This window comes from Methylomonas stagni (assembly GCF_050154735.1).
Taxonomy (GTDB): Bacteria; Pseudomonadota; Gammaproteobacteria; order Methylococcales; family Methylomonadaceae; genus Methylomonas; species Methylomonas koyamae_A.
Map to the genome: position 1 here is coordinate 3,427,967 of NZ_CP189557.1, position 17,737 is coordinate 3,445,703.

Genomic DNA, 17,737 nt, shown 5'->3' on the forward strand with positions numbered 1-17,737 from the left:
GGATTCCTTGATGGCATCGCCCACTCCGAGTCGGTAACCACTCTTATTCTTCGGATCGATGAACAGAACACAACCATTACACGAGCTCTTGTCACAACGGATACTGTTTCTGGACGGTGCAATGGGCACCATGATACAGAGCTACAAGCTGAGCGAAAAGGATTATCGTGGCGCGCGTTTTGCCGATTGGCCGGTCGACCTGAAGGGCAACAACGATTTACTGTCGATCACCCAGCCCGACATCATCAAGGCGATACACAAGGCGTATTTGGACGCCGGCACCGATATACTGGAAACCAATACCTTCAATTCCACCCGAATCGCGATGGCCGATTACCGGATGGAAGACCTGGCTTACGAGATCAACGTCGCATCCGCGCGGGTTGCCAAGCAAGCCGCCTTGGAGGCCAGCGCGCTCACGCCGGACAAGCCGCGTTTCGTCGCCGGTGTATTGGGCCCGACCAACCGCACCTCGTCGATGTCGCCCGACGTCAACGATCCCGGCTTCCGCAATATTACCTTCGACGATCTGGTCTCTGCTTACAGCGAAGCGACTGAAGGTCTGATCGATGGCGGTGCCGACATCATCCTGATCGAAACCGTATTCGACACGCTGAATGCCAAGGCCGCGATTTTTGCGGTCGAACAGACTTTCGACAAAATTGGTTACAAATTGCCGGTGATGATTTCCGGCACCATCACAGACGCCTCGGGTCGCACCTTGTCCGGTCAGACTGCGGCGGCGTTTTGGTATTCGCTGAAGCACGTGCAACCGGTCTCGATTGGCTTCAACTGTGCTTTGGGTGCTCAGGAGCTTCGTCAATACATCGAAGAGTTGTCTAACATAGCTGACACTTACGTTTCGGCGCACCCTAATGCCGGCTTGCCTAACGAATTCGGCGAATACGACGAAACGCCGGAAATGATGGCCGCTGAATTGGCCGACTGGGCCGCCAGCGGTTATTTAAACATCATAGGCGGCTGCTGCGGCACCTCGCCGGACACCATTCGCGCCATCGTCGCCGCATTGGAAAAATATCCGCCGCGTAAGATTCCCGAGTTGGAAAAGCGCTGCCACCTGGCCGGACTGGAAGCGATGAGCATCGGGCCGGAAACTTTATTCGTTAACGTCGGCGAGCGTACCAACGTTACCGGTTCGGCGATCTTCAAAAAAATGATCATTGAAGAACGCTACGAGGAAGCCTTGGAAGTTGCTAAACAGCAAGTCGAAAACGGCGCGCAAATTATCGACATCAACATGGACGAGGGTATGCTGGATTCGAAAGCCGCGATGGTGCGGTTTTTGAATTTGCTAGCTGCCGAACCCGACATCGCCAAGGTACCGATCATGCTGGATTCCTCAAAATGGGAGATTCTGGAAGCAGGTCTGAAATGTATTCAGGGTAAAGGCATTGTCAACTCGATTTCGATCAAGGAAGGCGAGGAGGCATTTATCAAGCATGCCAAACTGGTGCGCCGTTACGGGGCCGCCGTGATTGTGATGGCGTTTGACGAACAAGGCCAAGCCGATACGATGGCGCGCAAGGTGGAAATCTGCAGCCGCGCGTATAAGATTTTGACTGAACAAATTGGCTTCCCGCCAGAAGACATCATCTTCGACCCAAATATCTTCGCAGTCGCCACTGGCATCGAAGAGCACAACAACTATGGTGTCGACTTTATCGAAGCTACCCGCATCATCAAACAAACCCTGCCGCATGCTTTGGTTTCCGGCGGCGTTTCTAACGTCTCGTTTTCCTTTCGCGGTAACAACCCGGTGCGAGAAGCGATACACGCGGTGTTCCTGTATCACGCTGTCCACGCCGGTATGGACATGGGTATCGTCAACGCCGGACAGTTGGCTATTTACGCCGATATTCCGGAAGAACTGCGTAACGCCGTCGAAGACGTTATCCTGAATCGCACGCCTGAAGGCACTGAAAAACTACTCGAAATTGCCGAAAAATATCGCGGCAGTGGCCAGGCAGCTAAGGTAGAAACCCTGGAATGGCGCGAATGGCCAGTCAGCAAGCGTTTGGAACACGCGTTGGTGAAAGGTATTGCCGATTACATTGAAGAAGATACCGAAGCAGCAAGGCTAGAAGCCGAAAAACCGCTGCATGTCATCGAAGGGCCGTTGATGGACGGCATGAATGTCGTCGGCGACTTGTTCGGCGAGGGTAAGATGTTCCTGCCGCAAGTGGTCAAGTCGGCGCGGGTCATGAAAAAAGCCGTAGCCTATCTGATGCCGTTTATGGATGCGGAAGTCGATGGCAGCGAACGGCAAACCAACGGCAAGGTGCTGATGGCCACGGTAAAGGGTGACGTACACGATATTGGCAAAAACATCGTCGCCGTGGTTCTGCAATGTAATAACTACGAAGTTATCGACTTGGGCGTGATGGTTCCCGCTGAAACCATTTTGAAAACCGCGCGTGACGAAAAAGTCGATGTGATTGGTCTCAGTGGTTTGATTACCCCATCGTTGGATGAAATGGTACACGTCGCCAAGGAAATGCAGAGGCAGGGTTTTACAATCCCCTTGATGATAGGCGGCGCCACCACGTCGCGCGCCCACACGGCTGTCAAAATCGAACCCAATTATCAGGCGGCGCCGACCGTTTACGTGACGGATGCTTCGCGCGGTGTCGGCGTCGTTAGTGCGCTGTTAAGCGAAGACTTGCGCGCCGAATTCGTCGAAAAAACCCGCGAAGAATATGCCTTGGTACGCGAGCGCCATAAAGGCCGGCAAGCCAAGAACCCGCAGCACGATTTAGCGGGCGCGCGGAAAAATCGTTTCGATTACGCCGACCACCGGCCGGTTAAGCCTAAATTTCTGGGTACCAAGGTCGTCACTGATTTGCCGCTGGAAACATTGGTTGGCTACATCGACTGGTCGCCATTCTTCCAGACTTGGGAGTTGTCCGGCAGCTATCCGGCCATCCTCAATGACCACGTGGTTGGCGTGGAAGCCACCAAGTTGTTCGAAGATGCGCAAAAAATGCTGCAACAGCTGGTCAGCGAGCAATGGCTGACCGCCAAAGCCGTGATCGGTTTCTTTCCCGCCAATAGCGACGGTGACGACATCGTGCTGTATACCGACGACAGCCGTAAAGAGCAACGGGAAGTGTTGCATCATTTGCGGCAGCAAAATGTCAAGGCGCCGGGTCGGCCCAATTACTGTTTGTCCGATTTCATCGCGCCGGTCGGCAGCGGCATTGCCGATTATCTGGGCGGCTTTGCGGTTACCTCAGGTATAGGCATCGAAACTAAGTTGGCTGAATTCGAAAAAGATCACGACGACTACAGCTCCATCATGCTGAAAGCCTTGGCCGACCGTTTGGCCGAAGCCTTTGCGGAATACATGCATCAAACCGTACGCCGCGATTACTGGGGGTATGCCGAAGATGAAAAGTACGACAACCATGCCCTGATCGAAGAAGCCTATCAGGGCATCCGTCCGGCGCCCGGCTATCCGGCTTGCCCCGATCACACCGAAAAGGCCAAATTGTTCGAATTGCTGAACGTCACCGAAAATACCACGATAGCACTGACCGAAAACTTCGCGATGTACCCAACCGCGGCGGTCAGCGGTTGGTATTTCTCGCATCCGCAGTCGCAGTATTTCAATGTCGGCAAAATCGATCGCGACCAACTGGAAGATTATGCGCGGCGCAAAGGCATCAACGTTGAAGTGGCCGAACGTTGGCTGGCGGCACATTTAAACCACTAAGCTTGGCTGAGTTAGAGACCGGCTCTGATTTTCGGTCTTTAACTCGGCGACCCAAGACGACTATGAGCACCCCAAAACGCATCGAACATTTCCTGGAACGCACCATGTACGCCAGCCGCTGGATCATGGCGCCGATTTATTTCGGTATGACGCTGATTCTGGCTGTGTTGGCCGTCAAGTTCTTTCAGGAGCTTTGGCATTTCATCCCGCACGTCATGGACTTGCCGGATACCGAAATCATCCTGAAATTGTTGACCTTCATCGACCTGGCCTTGGTCGGCAGCCTGACCGTGATCGTGATGTTCAGCGGCTATGAAAACTTCGTGTCGCGGATGGACATCGAGTCCGACACCGAAAAGCTGGAGTGGCTGGGCACCCACGACTACGGCTCCTTAAAAACCAAGGTCACCTCGTCCATCGTGGCGATTTCGTCGATTCATCTGCTGAAAATTTTCATGAATCTGCACGCCACCGAAACCGACAAATTGCAGTGGTACGTGATCATTCACCTGACGCTGGTGGTGTCGGCCTTCTTCATGGGCTATCTGGACAAGATTTCCAAACACTGATGGCGGAATTGATTTTGTACGGCAGCGACGGCTGTCATTTGTGCGAGGACGCCGAAACGCTGTTGGTGCAGGCCGGTGCGCACTTCGTAAAACAAGAAATACTGAACGACGACGCGGTCTATCAACGTTATGCGCTTCGGATTCCGGTACTGCGCGACCCGGCCGACGGCGCGGAACTGAACTGGCCGTTCGATGCGGAACAGATCGCCGCGTTCTTGGCGGAACGCTAATCGCCTTTCCCGCGCACTCGCTTATGCGCCGCCGGCCGCCCGGCGAGCTTCGGCTTTAAACAACTGCTCGAATTCGTACTCGCAACCGCCGCAACCGGACGCCGCACCGGTCACGCGCGACACCCGCTCCGGGTCGGTCACGCCGTCGGCGATCAATTGTTCGACCTGGCGGCGAGTGGTGCCGCTACAAAAACAAAGGACGTCGTCCTGGTCTAGGCTCATGCTGAATGTTCCGAGGCTATGATGTTGATATATCGGCAAGCGAGGTTTGTTGGCCGTCAAGCGCGACCGGCTCCTATATTAGCGAATCCCGGCTCCCGCCGCTCCGAGGTTTTGGGTGTTTGCAAAATTTGGTGGAGGATGATGCTCGGTATCGGCCATCAACGGACCGTCGTCACATTTGATTTGCCCTCAGCAAATCTAAAGAAATTCCGCCAAAGCGGTCATTCCAACGCAAGAACAGGGTTGCGCAATATAAATCGTCGTTTCCAAAATACTATTGCCGCAAATTTAAAAAAACACTTAAAAATTTCTTGCACTAAATACAAATGTCACATATTCCTGATATAGTCCGCGCAGATTCTACCTATTTGGAACGTTAGCGGGAATTGAAGTTGACCGATTACATTGAGCTATAGTGCCTTATATTAACTTTGAGAAAACTAAATGTGCAATAATTTATGTAAGATAGCATTTGCAATGCTTTTTATGTTTCTTACAATCAACATAGCTGTAGCTGATGATTTTGATAAAGCTGCTGAGGCGTTATCCCGCAATGATTTTGATACAGCACTTCGATTATGGCGACCATTAGCGGAAAAAGGTGAAAAACGAGCTCAGAGTAAATTAGGTACTATGTATAGCAAAGGATTAGGTGTTGATCAGGATTTTAAAGAAGCGATAAAATGGTATCGTTTAGCAGTCGATCAAGGTTATGCTGACGCACAGTATAATCTTGGCTATTTGTATTTAAAAGGCAAAGGAGTCAGCCAAGATTACAAAGAGGCCGTAGAATTATTTCTAGCAGCAGCTAACCAAAATCACCAGGCGGCGCAATACAACATAGGTCGTTTATTATTAGAGGCTCAAAGAGAGGAAGAAGCCGAAAAATGGTTTCGTTTGGCGGCAACTCAAGGGTTTAAAGAGGCACAAAATGACCTTGGAAATCTTTTTTCAACGGAGAAGGTATTAAAAAAGATTACAAAGAAGCAGCAAATTGGTATCAATTGGCTGCTGAGCAAGGGGATGCATCATCTCAACATGCACTAGGCTATATGTATAACGAAGGACTTGGAGTAACTAAAAATCCTTTAGAAGCTGAAAAATGGTTTCAATTAGCTGAAAAACAAGGGTTAAATTATTCGCGAACGCCATTCCCGGCTCCTAATACTCCAGGTTTGGTTTTAACTGCAGAAAAAAGACCCGTTCTTCATATTGATAAAAGTAGTTTGAATTCACAATCGGAAGCTGGTTTTGATGATAAGGATACAGCCGTCAAACATGATGGCAATCCTGTTAAATATTGATCTTTTCTTTACTCATCACCCGGAAAATACCCATGACTCAATTCAAGGTACTCATTTCAATCATAGTGTTAATGAATATTGTTTTGTCAGGTTGTCAAACCTCTTAGCAAAAAAACCAACCTATCGCTGATACACCCGATCCTGATATTGTAGGACCGTAGGGTGGATAAGCAAAGCGCCATCCACCTATTTAAAATTCTTCTATTTCATGGTGGATGACGCTCCGCTTATCCACCCTACAATTTTCATTATTTGAATGGCCGCTTTAAATTTCAAACCGGCATTCAAGATTAAATGCATCAATTTCCGCTTTGGGTCGCAAGCAGCCCGATCAATTTCCGGTACCGCAATGCATACTGAATCGTAGCACATCGAAAAATATCCGCGTGAGCGCATTAGCGGCCTTCCTGTGCTGTTTTAGCTGTATAAGTTATCTTATCCAACGCTCAAGCAGCGTGCGCATCGGCTATGGCACTAGCCAATCTTGCGGTAGCTATCTGTCCGGCGAATCGGTGCGTGTTTCAAAGCGGCTGGCGGTACCCCGGCCGGGAAGGCCGTCCCGGAACGGTTTTTACGCGTGTTTCCAACGTTGGGGGAAAACCGCTGCAGCCCACAGCTGGCAAGGCTTCCGGCGATTCCGGTTTCACGGAGCCGTGGAAACACGACACGGAACCGTGGAAGGACGTCACGGAAGCCTGAAAACACGACACGGAAGGTTGGAAGCACGTCTCTGAACCCTGGAAACACGTCACGGAACGTTGGAAGGACGTCACGGAAGCCTGGAAGCACGTCACTGACCGTTGGAAGGACGCCACGGAAGCTTGGAAACACGACACGGAAAGACCTATAACCTCCGGCCGGCCTTGCCGAAGTGAGACTGGCGCTGGCCGGGCGAGTATTTCCCGGTCCGACGGGTTGTCGGCGGCCGGTTCTGACTAAACCGGCTAGACAGACAAAGAGATGGGAGATTGAAATTCGGCGGTTTTCAGTTCAAGCCGACTTTGCAAATCGCTGCTTTTACCGCGTGATGGATCGAGGCCGCCCGCGCCGGCCGTGCAAGCCGGCGTAGCGAGCGACGGCCGCCAGGCGCCGGCTTATAAAAACAAGCCGTCGATCGGCGACGACGCCGAGGCGAAACGTTTGCGCGGCATGCGTCCGGCCAGGAAGGCTTCGCGGCCGGCCTCGATGCCTTTTTTCATCGCCGAGGCCATCAGCACCGGGTTTTTCGCGGCGGCGATCGCGGTGTTCATCAATACGCCGTCGCAGCCCAATTCCATCGCGATCGCCGCATCGGACGCGGTGCCGACGCCGGCGTCGACCAAAATCGGCACCTTGGCGTTTTCGACGATGGTCAGGATATTGTAGGGATTGCGGATGCCGAGGCCCGAGCCGATCGGCGCGGCCAACGGCATTACCGCGATGCAGCCGATGTCTTCCAGGCGCTTGGCGGCAATCGGATCGTCGTTGGTATACACCATCACGTCGAAGCCGTCCTTGACCAGCAATTCGGCGGCGACGAAGGTTTCGGCGACATCCGGAAACAAGGTCAGTTGATCGGCCAGCACTTCCAGCTTGACCAACTTGTGGCCGCCCAACAACTCGCGGGCCAGACGGCAGGTGCGCACCGCGTCGTCGGCGGTATAGCAGCCGGCGGTGTTGGGCAATATCGTGTATTTGTCCGGCGAAATCACGTCCAGCAGATTGGGTTCGCCGGGGTTTTGGCCGATGTTGGTACGGCGAATCGCCACGGTGACGATTTCGGCGCCGCTGGCGGCAATCGCATCGCGGGTTTCGTCCAAATCCCGGTATTTGCCGGTGCCGACCAACAGCCTGGAGCGGTATTGCTTACCGGCCAGCGTGAAATAATCGTCCTGGCCGCCGCCGATGGCGTGGACGATTTCCAGGCGGTCGCCGTCCTTCAAAGCATGTTGGCCGTGCTGGGTAAACGGCAGGATTTCCAGATTCAATTCGACGGCAATGCGTTTGCCGGTCAGGCCCAAATCGGCGATGACGTCGGCGACCGAGGTATTGTCGGCCACTTCGCGGCTGTCGCCGTTGACTTGTATTTTCATGCGTTAAACCTTCGATGTAGTCGCGGCGCGGCGGCGTTCGACGGCGCCGGCCAGATCGTTAAGTAATTTGACGGTATCGTCCCAACCCAGGCAGGGGTCGGTAATGCTTTGGCCGAACACCAGCGCCTTGCCGTCTTCGACATCCTGGCGGCCTTCGACCAGATTGCTTTCCGCCATGATGCCGACGATGCGGCGATCGCCCTGGCGGATTTGGCCGGCCACGTCCTGCGCCACCAACATTTGCCGTTCGTATTTCTTCTGGCAGTTGGCGTGGCTGAAATCGATCATGATATTGGGGCGCAGGCCGGCGTCTTCCAGACCTTCGGCGACCTGTTGGACGCTGACTTCGTCGTAATTGGGGCGATTGTTGCCGCCGCGCAGGATGATGTGGGCGTCTTCGTTACCGCGCGTCGAAAAAATCGCCGAACGGCCTTCCTTGGTCAGCGACAGGAAGTGGTGCGGACTCATTGCCGCGTTGATCGCGTCGATCGCAATTTTGACGCCGCCGTCGGTGGCGTTCTTGAAGCCGACCGGGCAAGACAATCCGGAAGCCAGTTCCCGGTGTACCTGGCTTTCGGTGGTGCGGGCGCCGATCGCGCCCCAGGAGATCAGGTCGGACACGTACTGCGGCGTAATCAAGTCCAGGTATTCGGTCGCGGCCGGCACGCCCAGATTGTTGACGTCGGACAACACCTTGCGCGCCATCCGCAAGCCTTTGTTGATGTTGAAGCTGCTGTTCAAATCCGGGTCGTTGATCAAACCCTTCCAGCCCACCGTGGTACGCGGCTTTTCGAAGTAGACCCGCATCACGATCACCAGGTCTCGCTCCAGGCGCTCGATTTCCAACTTCAGACGCCGGGCGTATTCCACCGCCGCTTCCGGATCGTGTATCGAACAAGGGCCGATGACGACCAACAGCCGGTCGTCGTTGCCGTACAAAATGTCGTGAATCGCCGCGCGGGTCTTCAGAATATTGGCGGCGGCGAATTCGGTCATCGGGATCTCTTCATGAACCTGAATCGGCGCTACGACATCCTTGGTGTCGCAAATTCTTAAATCGTCGGTGTTATAGTGGGTAGGCATAAGCGTGGCCGTAGGCTCGATGAATGGTCGAAAACCGCTATTTTAACCTTTGCGCCGCCTGTGATACAAAGTAATGCTAAGCCTGTAACGGAAATCGACCTGACCATGGAAAATCGTATCGTTAAGCGCTGCATGACCGTCTGCCTGGCGCAATCGTTCCGTTTTGCCGATCTGCGCGAAAAACTGCTCGACACCCGGCGCACTCAAGTATTTCGGAACGCGCTGATCGTGGATTACAAAACCGGTTGCGCGGTGGTATTTTCCTACGGCGTCGTGGTTTACTGGAACGTCGCGCTCGACGAACGCCACGGCTTGCAGGAGTTGTTGCTCGAATATGCGACTACGCCGGCCGACGAACCGCCGGAGGACAATTTCAGCTACGAAACCGACTGTGAGCAGGATCGTTTTCAACACGATCATATCGAATTGCAATCCGGCGACTTCCTGGTCTTGCTGGCTTTGTCGCACGCGATGGCCCAGTCGATCAAACTGGCGGCCTTCGAAGGCCACGCCATCGACACAATCCGCGCGACCGCTCACCTGCCTCGATCGCTGGCTCGCGAAGGCAAAATCAAGCTCAACCGCCAGGCGATGGCAATGATCCGCGGCCAGTTGTTCCTGACCAAGAGCGACATCATCCTGAACTACGATTTGCTCGATACCCCGGAATTCTTCTGGGAACACCCGGAATATCAGAGCATGTATTCGATGGCCGCCAATTATCTGGAAATCGCGCCGCGCACCGAAGTGCTGTCGAAAAAACTGGAAACGATACACGAACTGCTGGAGATGCTGGCCGACGAACAAAAGCACCAGCATTCCTCGGCGCTGGAATGGATCATCATCTGGCTGATCGCGGTCGAGATTGTAATGTCGATCGTGGACAGGCTGCTTTAAACGAGGATTTCCCGGCCTCCCCCACTCGGAACGCTCGCCGCCACTGAGTCAAGCGAGTCCGCATCCAGCACTGAACTATCTGTAACTATGCAGCATAGGTTCCACCCGTGGCCTTAATCCAATCACCCCCTTTGAGAATGGGGAACCGCGGAGGATTTATTAAGTAATGTCCTCTAGTTCTACCTTGTCAGATTCTAGGCAGTGCTCGTCATTTCGGCAGGGATTGCCGAAATCCAGACCCCACGGACGGATCGAAGCTTGCCATCCATGGCACTAGATGCCCGCATCCCGGCGGGCATGACGGGTTGCTTAAATCTGACAAAGTAGAATTAGCCCTTTTTTCAAACAGTAAGACAGATCGCTGAATAGTTACAACTATCTCTCACTATCCGACTAAAGCGCTACGCTCGCCTCCTGACTAGCGCACCAATATTCGGCTGCGTTTTCTCAAGTCCTCGCTCTTGCTGCCATTAATTGGCTTGGGTTTTATGGGGCGGCAAACGCCGCGCGGTAACGGCCCGTTAAACCGAGATTGCCTTGGATTGATATTGGTAACGATAGATCGCCGGCACAATTTGCCGATTGCCGACCAAGCGGTTTTAATAAAGTTCTAATAGAGTTTTAAGCTTGAATTTATTCTACCGGCTTACTGTGCCAAGCCTGAACCAGAATTAATTAAATGGGATAATGGGGCGGAGTATTTTCGAAGTTATTCGACACCGAACCACTCAAATTAAAATTCCGCAGCCTTTCAATTCCCGGCAAAGCCCAATTCGTGCCGAGCCACCAATCCGCCGCCAGCCAATTAGAAATAACCAATATAAATCAGCTATATAGAGTTTTTAGCCAGCACAAGCATTCAAGCCAACCCTGTCAATAGGAAAAAATCCCGGTTTTAATTTGGATTTAATCCCGCATTAACAAAACATTCATTCCAGCTCGATATTCTGAATATGCCCGATCGTTTTCCGATATCGGCGCATTCACGCCTAAACACTAGGTTTGTTTTCTCACAAATTCGAAGGGACTCGACGTCATCAGTTATCGAAACGAATTTCGATATTCATTTCTCGCGATTTTCCGCTGATTTCGTTATTGCCTTTTCGACCGTTAAACCATTAGAAGGAGGCCATTCAATGACCACTGACAACCCGCTTTGTCGTAATTCAAAGCTCAGCCGAAATCGGCGAACGACGCCGATCACCGCCCTGCTGTTTGGGGCCGGACTGTTGGCCGCGCAAACCGCGTCGGCGCAAACCGGCGCCGGCGCCGAGTGGACCACCGCCGGCGGTACGCCGGAAGGCATACGCTATAGCGAGCTGGCCGACATTACCCCCGCCAACGCCGCGAAATTAAAAGAAGAATTTGCCTTTAAAACCGGCACTCACGGCAGCCACATGGGTGAACCATTGGTGGTCGGTAAAACGCTGTACGTCGTCACACCGTTTCCCAACAAATTGATCGCGTACGATCTCACCACCGGCAAACCCAAATGGGCCTACGCCCCAAACATCAGCGAATACGCCCAGGGCGCCAATTGCTGCGGCGGCATCAATCGCGGCGCGGCCTACGCCGACGGTAAAATCGTCTTCAACCTGCTCGATAACACCACCGTGGCGGTCGACGCGGTCACCGGCAAGGAAGTCTGGCGCAATCGTTTGGCCGATCCGCATACCGGCGTGACGATGACCGTCGCGCCCATTATTGCCAAAGGCAAGGTGATTACGGCGTCTTCCAGCGGCGAGATGGGCGTGCGCGGCTGGATTCAGGCGCTCGATCTGAAAACCGGCAAAGCCTTATGGCGCGCCTACAACACAGGCCCCGACAAGGACGTGCTGATCGGCCAGAACTTCCGCGACAATTCGGTCTATTACAAGGGTCAAGTCGACCAGGGCGCGACCAGTTGGCCCAACCAGCGCGCCTATCTATTGGGCGGTAGCGCCGCGTGGGGTTATTTGACCTACGATCCCGAGCTGGACTTGCTGTTCTACGGCACCAGCCAGCCGGGCGTGTGGAACGCCGATATGCGCTGCGACCAAACCGCGTATGCCAAGGACCCGCAAAAGTGCGCCAATAAATGGGGCGCATCGGTTTTCGCCAGAAAACCGGATACCGGCGAAGCGGTCTGGGCCTACCAGTTTACCCCACACGACAGTTGGGACTACGACGCCGCCAGCGAGGCCATCGCGGTCAATCAAACCGTCACGGTCGGCGGCGTTCGCCATGACAAATTACTGGTGCATTTCAACAAGAACGGTTTTGCCTACACCTTTGACCGGGCCACCGGCGAAGTGCTGCTGGCGCCGCAATTCGTGGATGAAGTCAACTGGGCCAACGAAGTGGATACCGCGACCGGGTTGCCGGACGTCAACGAAGATATGCGCGTCCACCAAGGCGTGCTGACCGAGAAGATCTGTCCGTCGGTGCTCGGCGGCAAGGGTTGGGAACCGGCTTCGTTTTCGCCGAAAACCGGATTGTTCTACGCGCCGACCTTCAATCTGTGCAGCAATTTAGAGGCATTGAAGGCCGAATTCATCTCCGGCGCACCCTATATGGGGACCGATTACAGCATCGGGCCGGCGTCGGACACCAGTTACGCCAGCGAGCTGATCGCCTGGGACGCCACCAAGGGCGAGAAGCTTTGGGGCGTCAAGGAGCAAGCCTGGATCTACGCGGGGACATTGACGACGGCCGGCGGCGTGGTGTTTTACTCGACCAAGGCGCCCGCGTTGAAAGCCGTCGACGCCAAGACCGGCGCACCGTTGTTTAACACCGCGCTGCAATGCAATACGGTCGGCAACCCGATCAGTTTTGCCGGCGCGGACGGCAAGCAACGTATCGCGGTATTCAGCGACGACAAGTGCGCGGCCAACTCCGGCGGCGAACACCCCACCGGTAACGGCGGTTGGGTTCACGTTTACAAACTGCCCTGATGTCCTTCATCGGTACGGAGAAAGCTGCCATGCACCCACCTTCCAGTCGCAATGCCGCGATCGCTTTGTTGACGGCGCTATTCAGTCTAGCCGCGCCAGCCTCGGCCGAAACCGAGCTGCGGGTGTGCGCGGACCCGGACAATCTGCCGTTTTCCAATCGCAATCAAGAGGGGTTCGAAAACAAGATCGCCGCGCTGTTAGCCGACGATCTGCAGGCCAAGCTGAGCTTTTACTGGCAAAAGCAACGCCAGGGTTTCATACGGGAAACCTTGGGTGCCGGTCATTGCGATGTCGTGATGGGCGTGCCCCACGGTTACGAACGGGTGCGCGCCACCCCGCCGTATTATCGCTCGGGTTACGCCTTCGTGACGCCTGCCGGCCGGCATTTGGACATCTCGTCGTTCGACGATCCGCGCTTGCGCGATCTGAAAATCGGTCTGCATGCGATCGGCAACGACGGTGCCAATTCGCCGCCGGCGCACGCGCTGGCTAGCCGAGGCATCGTCGAAAACATCGTCGGCTATTCGATGTGGGGCGAGGAGAGCCAGGCAAACCCGCAGGGCGAAATCGTGAGCGCCGTCGCCAACGGCGAGATCGATCTGGCCGTGGTTTGGGGGCCGATTGCCGGTTATTTCGCCAAGCCTTACGGCAACGCAATCCAGGTCGCGCCGGTACCGGCCGATTCCGCTAGTCCGGAAATGCCGTTTGCGTTCGACATCGCGCTGGGAGTGCGCAAAGACGACCAGGCCCTGGCCGATCGTTTAGCGGCCAGCCTGACCAGAAAGCGGCCGGAGATCCAAGCGATTCTAGCGGCTTACCGCGTACCGATCATCCAACCTATCGTCGGCTCAACGCCATCCGCGACGGATAGCGTGGCCGCTAACCATTGATAAAAGAGGTAAATCAATCATGCGAGTTTTACAGACACTCAGTTGCGCCGCCTTGGGCTTGATGCTCATCGTCGGCGGCATCGGCGCCGCGCGAGCGGATCGACCCAAGACGGGCGGCAGCTATTCGGAAACGGCTTCCAGCCGGACCGGCACCGGTGGCGGAACCACCGTGGCGGCCGATCCGAAATTGACCACCCCGCCGCAATGCGTCACGCCGACTCAGGACGCCGCTGGCGAAGGTCGTCGGGCCTTCATGCGGATGAATTGCTACAGCTGCCACGGCATGGGCGGCCACGGCGGCGCGATGGGCCCGAGCTTGGTCGGGGAAGCCGACGAAACCGCCGAGGCGGTAACGCAAGGCGAAGGCGAGGGCATGCCGTCGTTCAAAAACAACTTGTGCCCCAACGATCTCGCCAACCTGACGGCCTATCTACGCTTATTGGGAACCGGATCGGAGCCAACCTTCGTCAATTGGTGGGAAGCGCATCCCAGCCGATAGACGAACGCCGAACCGACCAAATCGGCCGGTTCGGCGTCACACCGAGTATTTAACAAGCAAACTCATTAGGAGATCATCGACATGAAATGGGAAACCCCACGTTATCAAGACTTGCGCTTCGGCTTCGAAGTCACGATGTACATTTACAACCGTTAAACGCGTTCTGAGCAAGCCCGAGCTGTCGGCCCATAACCGGCGGCTCGACTTTTCGAATCCCGCCAACCGAATTTTGGGGCGCCCACGATACCCAAAACCGGTTTCCGGCCAAACCGGCGTTATACCGAACTCGGCCGGCCTTGCCCGCCGCCGCGATTCCCCGACGGATCGGGCAGTTATTGTCCGTTTAATTTCTGCATACCTGTCCAGTTTCTACACTATTTCGCCGAGCCGATTCGCTACAAATGGCGACCCATTTTGCCGGGCGAAATTTTTGTTGCCAACGCCAAGCCTTGCAGCTCGCGGCGCGGCAAGCTCGTTAGGCAAAACAGGCACGGCATTTGCCTTGGGCTGAGGCAAATCTGACTTTTGCTTAGGGACCTACATGGATTTTCCAATATTTCATATCGACTTCATCGGAAACCGCCTGCTGATCGCGGTCGATGCGATTCTGCACGTACTGATTAATCATGCCTTCGCGATCGGCGCCCTGCCGATCGTGGTTCTGCTGGAATACACCGGTATTCGTCACGGCGATCCGCGCTGGGACACCCTGGCTTACCGCTTGTTGAAAGTGGTATTCATCGTGACAACCACGGTTGGCGCGTTGACCGGCGTCGGCATCTGGTTTTCGGCGGCCTTGGTCAATCCGGCGGCCATCGGCAGTTTGATTCGGGTGTTTTTCTGGGGCTGGTTCGTCGAATGGATCGTATTCGTTAGCGAAGTCTCGCTAATCATGCTGTATTTCCTGAGCTGGCCGAACTCGACCGAATCGGCGCAAGCCAAACGCCGCCATATGCGCTTTGGCGTGATGTTGGCGGCGTTTTCGTGGATCACGATGGCCATCATCGTCGCGATACTCGGATTCATGATGGACCCCGGCGACTGGCACGAACAGCAATCGTTGTGGGCCGGCCTGTTCAATCCGATGTACTTGCCGCAATTGGCCTTTAGAACCTCGTTGGCCATGGTCATGGGCGGCATGACGATGATGGCGTTCGGCTATTGGTTTACCGATCACGACACGGCTTTTCGAGAGGGCTTGGCGCGCACGATATGCGTTTGGACCGCATTATGGACCGGTCTGCTGGCTATAGCCGCATGGTGGTATTCCAGCGTGGTGCCGGCGCACATGCTCGCCAATATCCCGGTCGCGATCACCACCCAGGCCTATACCGACTGGCTCGCCAATTTCAAATGGGTGCTGATCGCCGGCCTGCTGTTCGTCGGCTGGGTGCTGGCGGACAGCCTGCGCCGTCCCGGCCGTTTGCACGGCGGCCAGTATGTGGCGGCGGCGCTGGTGTTGTGCGTGATGCTGGGACAGTTCGAGCGGGTCCGCGAGTTCATCCGCAAGCCTTTCATCATCGGTAACTACATGTACGCCAACGGCATACGGGTCGCCGATTACCCCTTGCTGCGGCGCGACGGCATTCTGAAGCACGCGGTTTACGCCGGCGTGCGCGACATACGCTCCGACAACCAAACCATCGCCGGCCGCGAAGTGTTTCAACTGACCTGTACCCGTTGTCACACCGTCAAGGGCGTCAACGGCATTCGTGCCCAATTGGTCCGGATGTACGGCGACCAACGCTGGAACGCCGACGTGATTGCGGCCTATCTGGAAAACATGCACGGCGCCCGCTATTTCATGCCGCCGTTCCCAGGCAACCAAGAAGAACTGACCGCGCTGGCGGTTTATTTGGCTTCGCTGCAAAACCGCGCCCAGTCGTATGAAGGCGTTCAGGTCACCGGCATTCCCAAGCCCGATCACGTGGCCGCTTCGACGCACTACGGCAGCATCCCCGATCTTACTCATCCATAATCAGGAAACCCGACATGAATGTTCCAGTACCTCGCGACATCCCGCTTCCGCTGCCGGCGCCGGAGGGATTGCTCGAAGTCTTGTTGATCGTCTCGTTCATCGTGCATATTGTGTTCGTGCATATGATGCTGGGTGGATCGCTGTTCAGCCTGTTCTGCCAGATCAAGGGTCTGAAGCAGATCGAATACGAGCGATTGGCCTATAAAATCGCCCAGGCGGTCACCGTCAACAAAAGTCTGGCGGTGGTGATGGGCGTCGCTCCGCTGTTGATCATCAACACGCTGTACGCGCCGCAGTTTTACGCGTCCAGCGCCTTGATCGGCGGCGCCTGGATGGCCGTAATCCCACTGGTGGCGGTCGCTTTTCTGCTGGCCTACGCGCATAAGTTTTGGTGGGATCGCTTCGTCAACATTCCGGAACTGCATATCGGCATCGCCGCGTTGGAATCGGCACTGTTCCTGTTTATTCCGCTGATCTACATGACCAACGTCAATCTGATGTTGTTTCCAGAATATTGGCCGGAGGTGAAAGGCTTTTTCTCGGCAGTGTTGTTGCCGAACGTGTTGCAGCGTTACTTACACTTCGTTTCGGCGGCGATTTTATTCAGCGCGCTGTTTTTCGCGTGGTGGAGCGGCCGACCGGCATTTCAAGCCGAGGTCAAACTCAGCCAACCGTTGCTGCAATCGGTACGCCGCTTTTTCTACGCCTTTGCGTTTGGCGCGACCATCTTTCAGATATTGTCCGGGTTGGTGGTCTTCGTCAGTCTTCCGGCCCAGGGCATGAGCTGGGGCGTCACCTTGTTGTTGTTCGCCGGCGGCGGTTTCGGTGTTCCGGCGCTGTACTGGATGTGGGGCAATCTGGTGAACCCAGACAACTCGCTGGACAGGCATTTCAGCAGAATCATAGTTCTGTTCGCCTGCACGATCTTGGCAATGGCCGTGGCCCGCCACCAGTATCGAGAACACGCGTTGAAAGACCATAAAGCCGCGATCGCCCAGAAAACCGCCAACTATCTGGCTGCGGCGGCCGACGCCAGGCAAGAGGCGGAATCGGCCGCATTGGTGCAACAAAGCGAACCGGTCGATCTCGGCGAACAAGCGTTTCAGCGCAATTGCGCGGCTTGCCACCATATTAATCTGCCGACGGTCGGCCCGGACATGGGGGAAATCCGCCGAATTTACGCCGGAGACGCCAAGGGCCTGATCCGCTGGACCCAAAATCCCGGCAAGAAGCGCGAGAACAGCATGCAAATGCCCGGTTTTCCGCATCTGAGCGAAACCGAACTGCAGGCCATCGCCGACTACATGTTGCGCTAAGTTTTAACCTC

The 17,737-nt window shown here is 55.2% G+C and carries 15 protein-coding genes; 12 read left to right on the forward strand and 3 right to left on the reverse strand.

The genetic code is table 11. From position 1 onward, the window contains the following. The first annotated feature begins 58 nt into the window (after positions 1-58). From metH to ACP4CD_RS15770, 3 genes are all read left to right on the forward strand, one after another. On the forward strand, positions 59-3,733 hold the full coding sequence (gene metH / locus ACP4CD_RS15760) for a methionine synthase (RefSeq protein ID WP_426991590.1): 3,675 nt from the start codon (positions 59-61) through the stop codon (positions 3,731-3,733). Positions 3,734-3,795: 62 nt separating this feature from the next. After that, complete coding sequence (locus ACP4CD_RS15765; protein WP_197471737.1) at positions 3,796-4,302, forward strand: TIGR00645 family protein; 507 nt, start codon at positions 3,796-3,798, stop codon at positions 4,300-4,302. Then, complete coding sequence (locus ACP4CD_RS15770) at positions 4,302-4,532, forward strand: glutaredoxin family protein (RefSeq protein ID WP_426991591.1); 231 nt, start codon at positions 4,302-4,304, stop codon at positions 4,530-4,532. The genes ACP4CD_RS15765 and ACP4CD_RS15770 overlap by 1 nt, the downstream gene beginning before the upstream one ends. Before the next feature lie 21 nt (positions 4,533-4,553). Here the strand turns inward: ACP4CD_RS15770 and ACP4CD_RS15775 are convergent, their stop codons facing one another. Next, the gene (locus tag ACP4CD_RS15775; RefSeq protein ID WP_426991592.1) at positions 4,554-4,754 is read right to left on the reverse strand and encodes a (2Fe-2S)-binding protein; all 201 of its coding nucleotides are present in this window, start codon (positions 4,752-4,754) and stop codon (positions 4,554-4,556) included. A gap of 444 nt (positions 4,755-5,198) precedes the next feature. Here ACP4CD_RS15775 and ACP4CD_RS15780 point away from each other — a divergent pair, with 444 nt between their 5' ends. Beyond that, a complete protein-coding gene (locus ACP4CD_RS15780) occupies positions 5,199-5,801 on the forward strand; it encodes a tetratricopeptide repeat protein (protein WP_426991593.1) in 603 nt (200 codons plus the stop codon). Beyond that, positions 5,720-6,058, forward strand: a complete 339-nt coding sequence (locus tag ACP4CD_RS15785; RefSeq protein ID WP_426994693.1) for a tetratricopeptide repeat protein — start codon at positions 5,720-5,722, stop codon at positions 6,056-6,058. Before ACP4CD_RS15780 ends, ACP4CD_RS15785 begins: the two co-directional genes overlap by 82 nt. Positions 6,059-7,152: 1,094 nt before the next feature. On the opposite strand, the gene thiS is transcribed toward ACP4CD_RS15785, so the two are convergent. Continuing rightward, positions 7,153-8,130 carry a sulfur carrier protein ThiS gene (gene thiS, locus ACP4CD_RS15790; protein WP_426991594.1) on the reverse strand — a complete coding sequence of 326 codons (978 nt, stop codon included), beginning with the start codon at positions 8,128-8,130 and terminating at the stop codon, positions 7,153-7,155. A gap of 3 nt (positions 8,131-8,133) precedes the next feature. Next, positions 8,134-9,213, reverse strand: a complete 1,080-nt coding sequence (gene aroG / locus ACP4CD_RS15795) for a 3-deoxy-7-phosphoheptulonate synthase AroG (protein WP_426991595.1) — start codon at positions 9,211-9,213, stop codon at positions 8,134-8,136. 105 nt (positions 9,214-9,318) lie between these two features. Between aroG and ACP4CD_RS15800 the strand changes: the two genes are divergently transcribed. The 7 genes from ACP4CD_RS15800 to ACP4CD_RS15830 all read left to right on the forward strand — a co-directional run bounded on the left by ACP4CD_RS15800 (position 9,319) and on the right by ACP4CD_RS15830 (position 17,726). Next, entirely contained in the window at positions 9,319-10,110 is a 792-nt protein-coding gene (locus ACP4CD_RS15800) for an RMD1 family protein (RefSeq protein WP_168030200.1), read from the forward strand. A 1,136-nt stretch (positions 10,111-11,246) separates the two neighbouring features. After that, positions 11,247-13,043, forward strand: a complete 1,797-nt coding sequence (locus ACP4CD_RS15805) for a PQQ-dependent dehydrogenase, methanol/ethanol family (RefSeq protein WP_426991596.1) — start codon at positions 11,247-11,249, stop codon at positions 13,041-13,043. A 29-nt stretch (positions 13,044-13,072) separates the two neighbouring features. After that, a complete protein-coding gene (locus ACP4CD_RS15810; RefSeq protein ID WP_064026498.1) occupies positions 13,073-13,933 on the forward strand; it encodes a substrate-binding domain-containing protein in 861 nt (286 codons plus the stop codon). A gap of 19 nt (positions 13,934-13,952) precedes the next feature. After that, positions 13,953-14,432, forward strand: coding sequence for a c-type cytochrome (locus tag ACP4CD_RS15815; RefSeq protein WP_082885405.1), 480 nt, complete (start codon positions 13,953-13,955; stop codon positions 14,430-14,432). Between the two features lie 81 nt (positions 14,433-14,513). After that, on the forward strand, positions 14,514-14,588 hold the full coding sequence (gene pqqA / locus ACP4CD_RS15820) for a pyrroloquinoline quinone precursor peptide PqqA (RefSeq protein WP_082885416.1): 75 nt from the start codon (positions 14,514-14,516) through the stop codon (positions 14,586-14,588). Between the two features lie 385 nt (positions 14,589-14,973). Further along, complete coding sequence (locus tag ACP4CD_RS15825; protein WP_426991597.1) at positions 14,974-16,410, forward strand: c-type cytochrome; 1,437 nt, start codon at positions 14,974-14,976, stop codon at positions 16,408-16,410. Positions 16,411-16,424: 14 nt separating this feature from the next. Continuing rightward, positions 16,425-17,726: a c-type cytochrome gene (locus ACP4CD_RS15830; RefSeq protein ID WP_426991598.1), complete on the forward strand. Its 1,302-nt coding sequence runs from the start codon at positions 16,425-16,427 to the stop codon at positions 17,724-17,726. Positions 17,727-17,737: the final 11 nt, after the last annotated feature.

Coding starts and splice junctions, on each gene's coding strand:
- metH (WP_426991590.1), top strand. CDS start 59: ATGAACAGAACACAACCATTACACGAGCTCTTGTCACAACGGATACTG.
- ACP4CD_RS15765 (WP_197471737.1), top strand. CDS start 3,796: ATGAGCACCCCAAAACGCATCGAACATTTCCTGGAACGCACCATGTAC.
- ACP4CD_RS15770 (WP_426991591.1), top strand. CDS start 4,302: ATGGCGGAATTGATTTTGTACGGCAGCGACGGCTGTCATTTGTGCGAG.
- ACP4CD_RS15775 (WP_426991592.1), bottom strand. CDS start 4,754: ATGAGCCTAGACCAGGACGACGTCCTTTGTTTTTGTAGCGGCACCACT.
- ACP4CD_RS15780 (WP_426991593.1), top strand. CDS start 5,199: ATGTGCAATAATTTATGTAAGATAGCATTTGCAATGCTTTTTATGTTT.
- thiS (WP_426991594.1), bottom strand. CDS start 8,130: ATGAAAATACAAGTCAACGGCGACAGCCGCGAAGTGGCCGACAATACC.
- aroG (WP_426991595.1), bottom strand. CDS start 9,213: ATGCCTACCCACTATAACACCGACGATTTAAGAATTTGCGACACCAAG.
- ACP4CD_RS15800 (WP_168030200.1), top strand. CDS start 9,319: ATGGAAAATCGTATCGTTAAGCGCTGCATGACCGTCTGCCTGGCGCAA.
- ACP4CD_RS15805 (WP_426991596.1), top strand. CDS start 11,247: ATGACCACTGACAACCCGCTTTGTCGTAATTCAAAGCTCAGCCGAAAT.
- ACP4CD_RS15810 (WP_064026498.1), top strand. CDS start 13,073: ATGCACCCACCTTCCAGTCGCAATGCCGCGATCGCTTTGTTGACGGCG.
- ACP4CD_RS15815 (WP_082885405.1), top strand. CDS start 13,953: ATGCGAGTTTTACAGACACTCAGTTGCGCCGCCTTGGGCTTGATGCTC.
- ACP4CD_RS15825 (WP_426991597.1), top strand. CDS start 14,974: ATGGATTTTCCAATATTTCATATCGACTTCATCGGAAACCGCCTGCTG.
- ACP4CD_RS15830 (WP_426991598.1), top strand. CDS start 16,425: ATGAATGTTCCAGTACCTCGCGACATCCCGCTTCCGCTGCCGGCGCCG.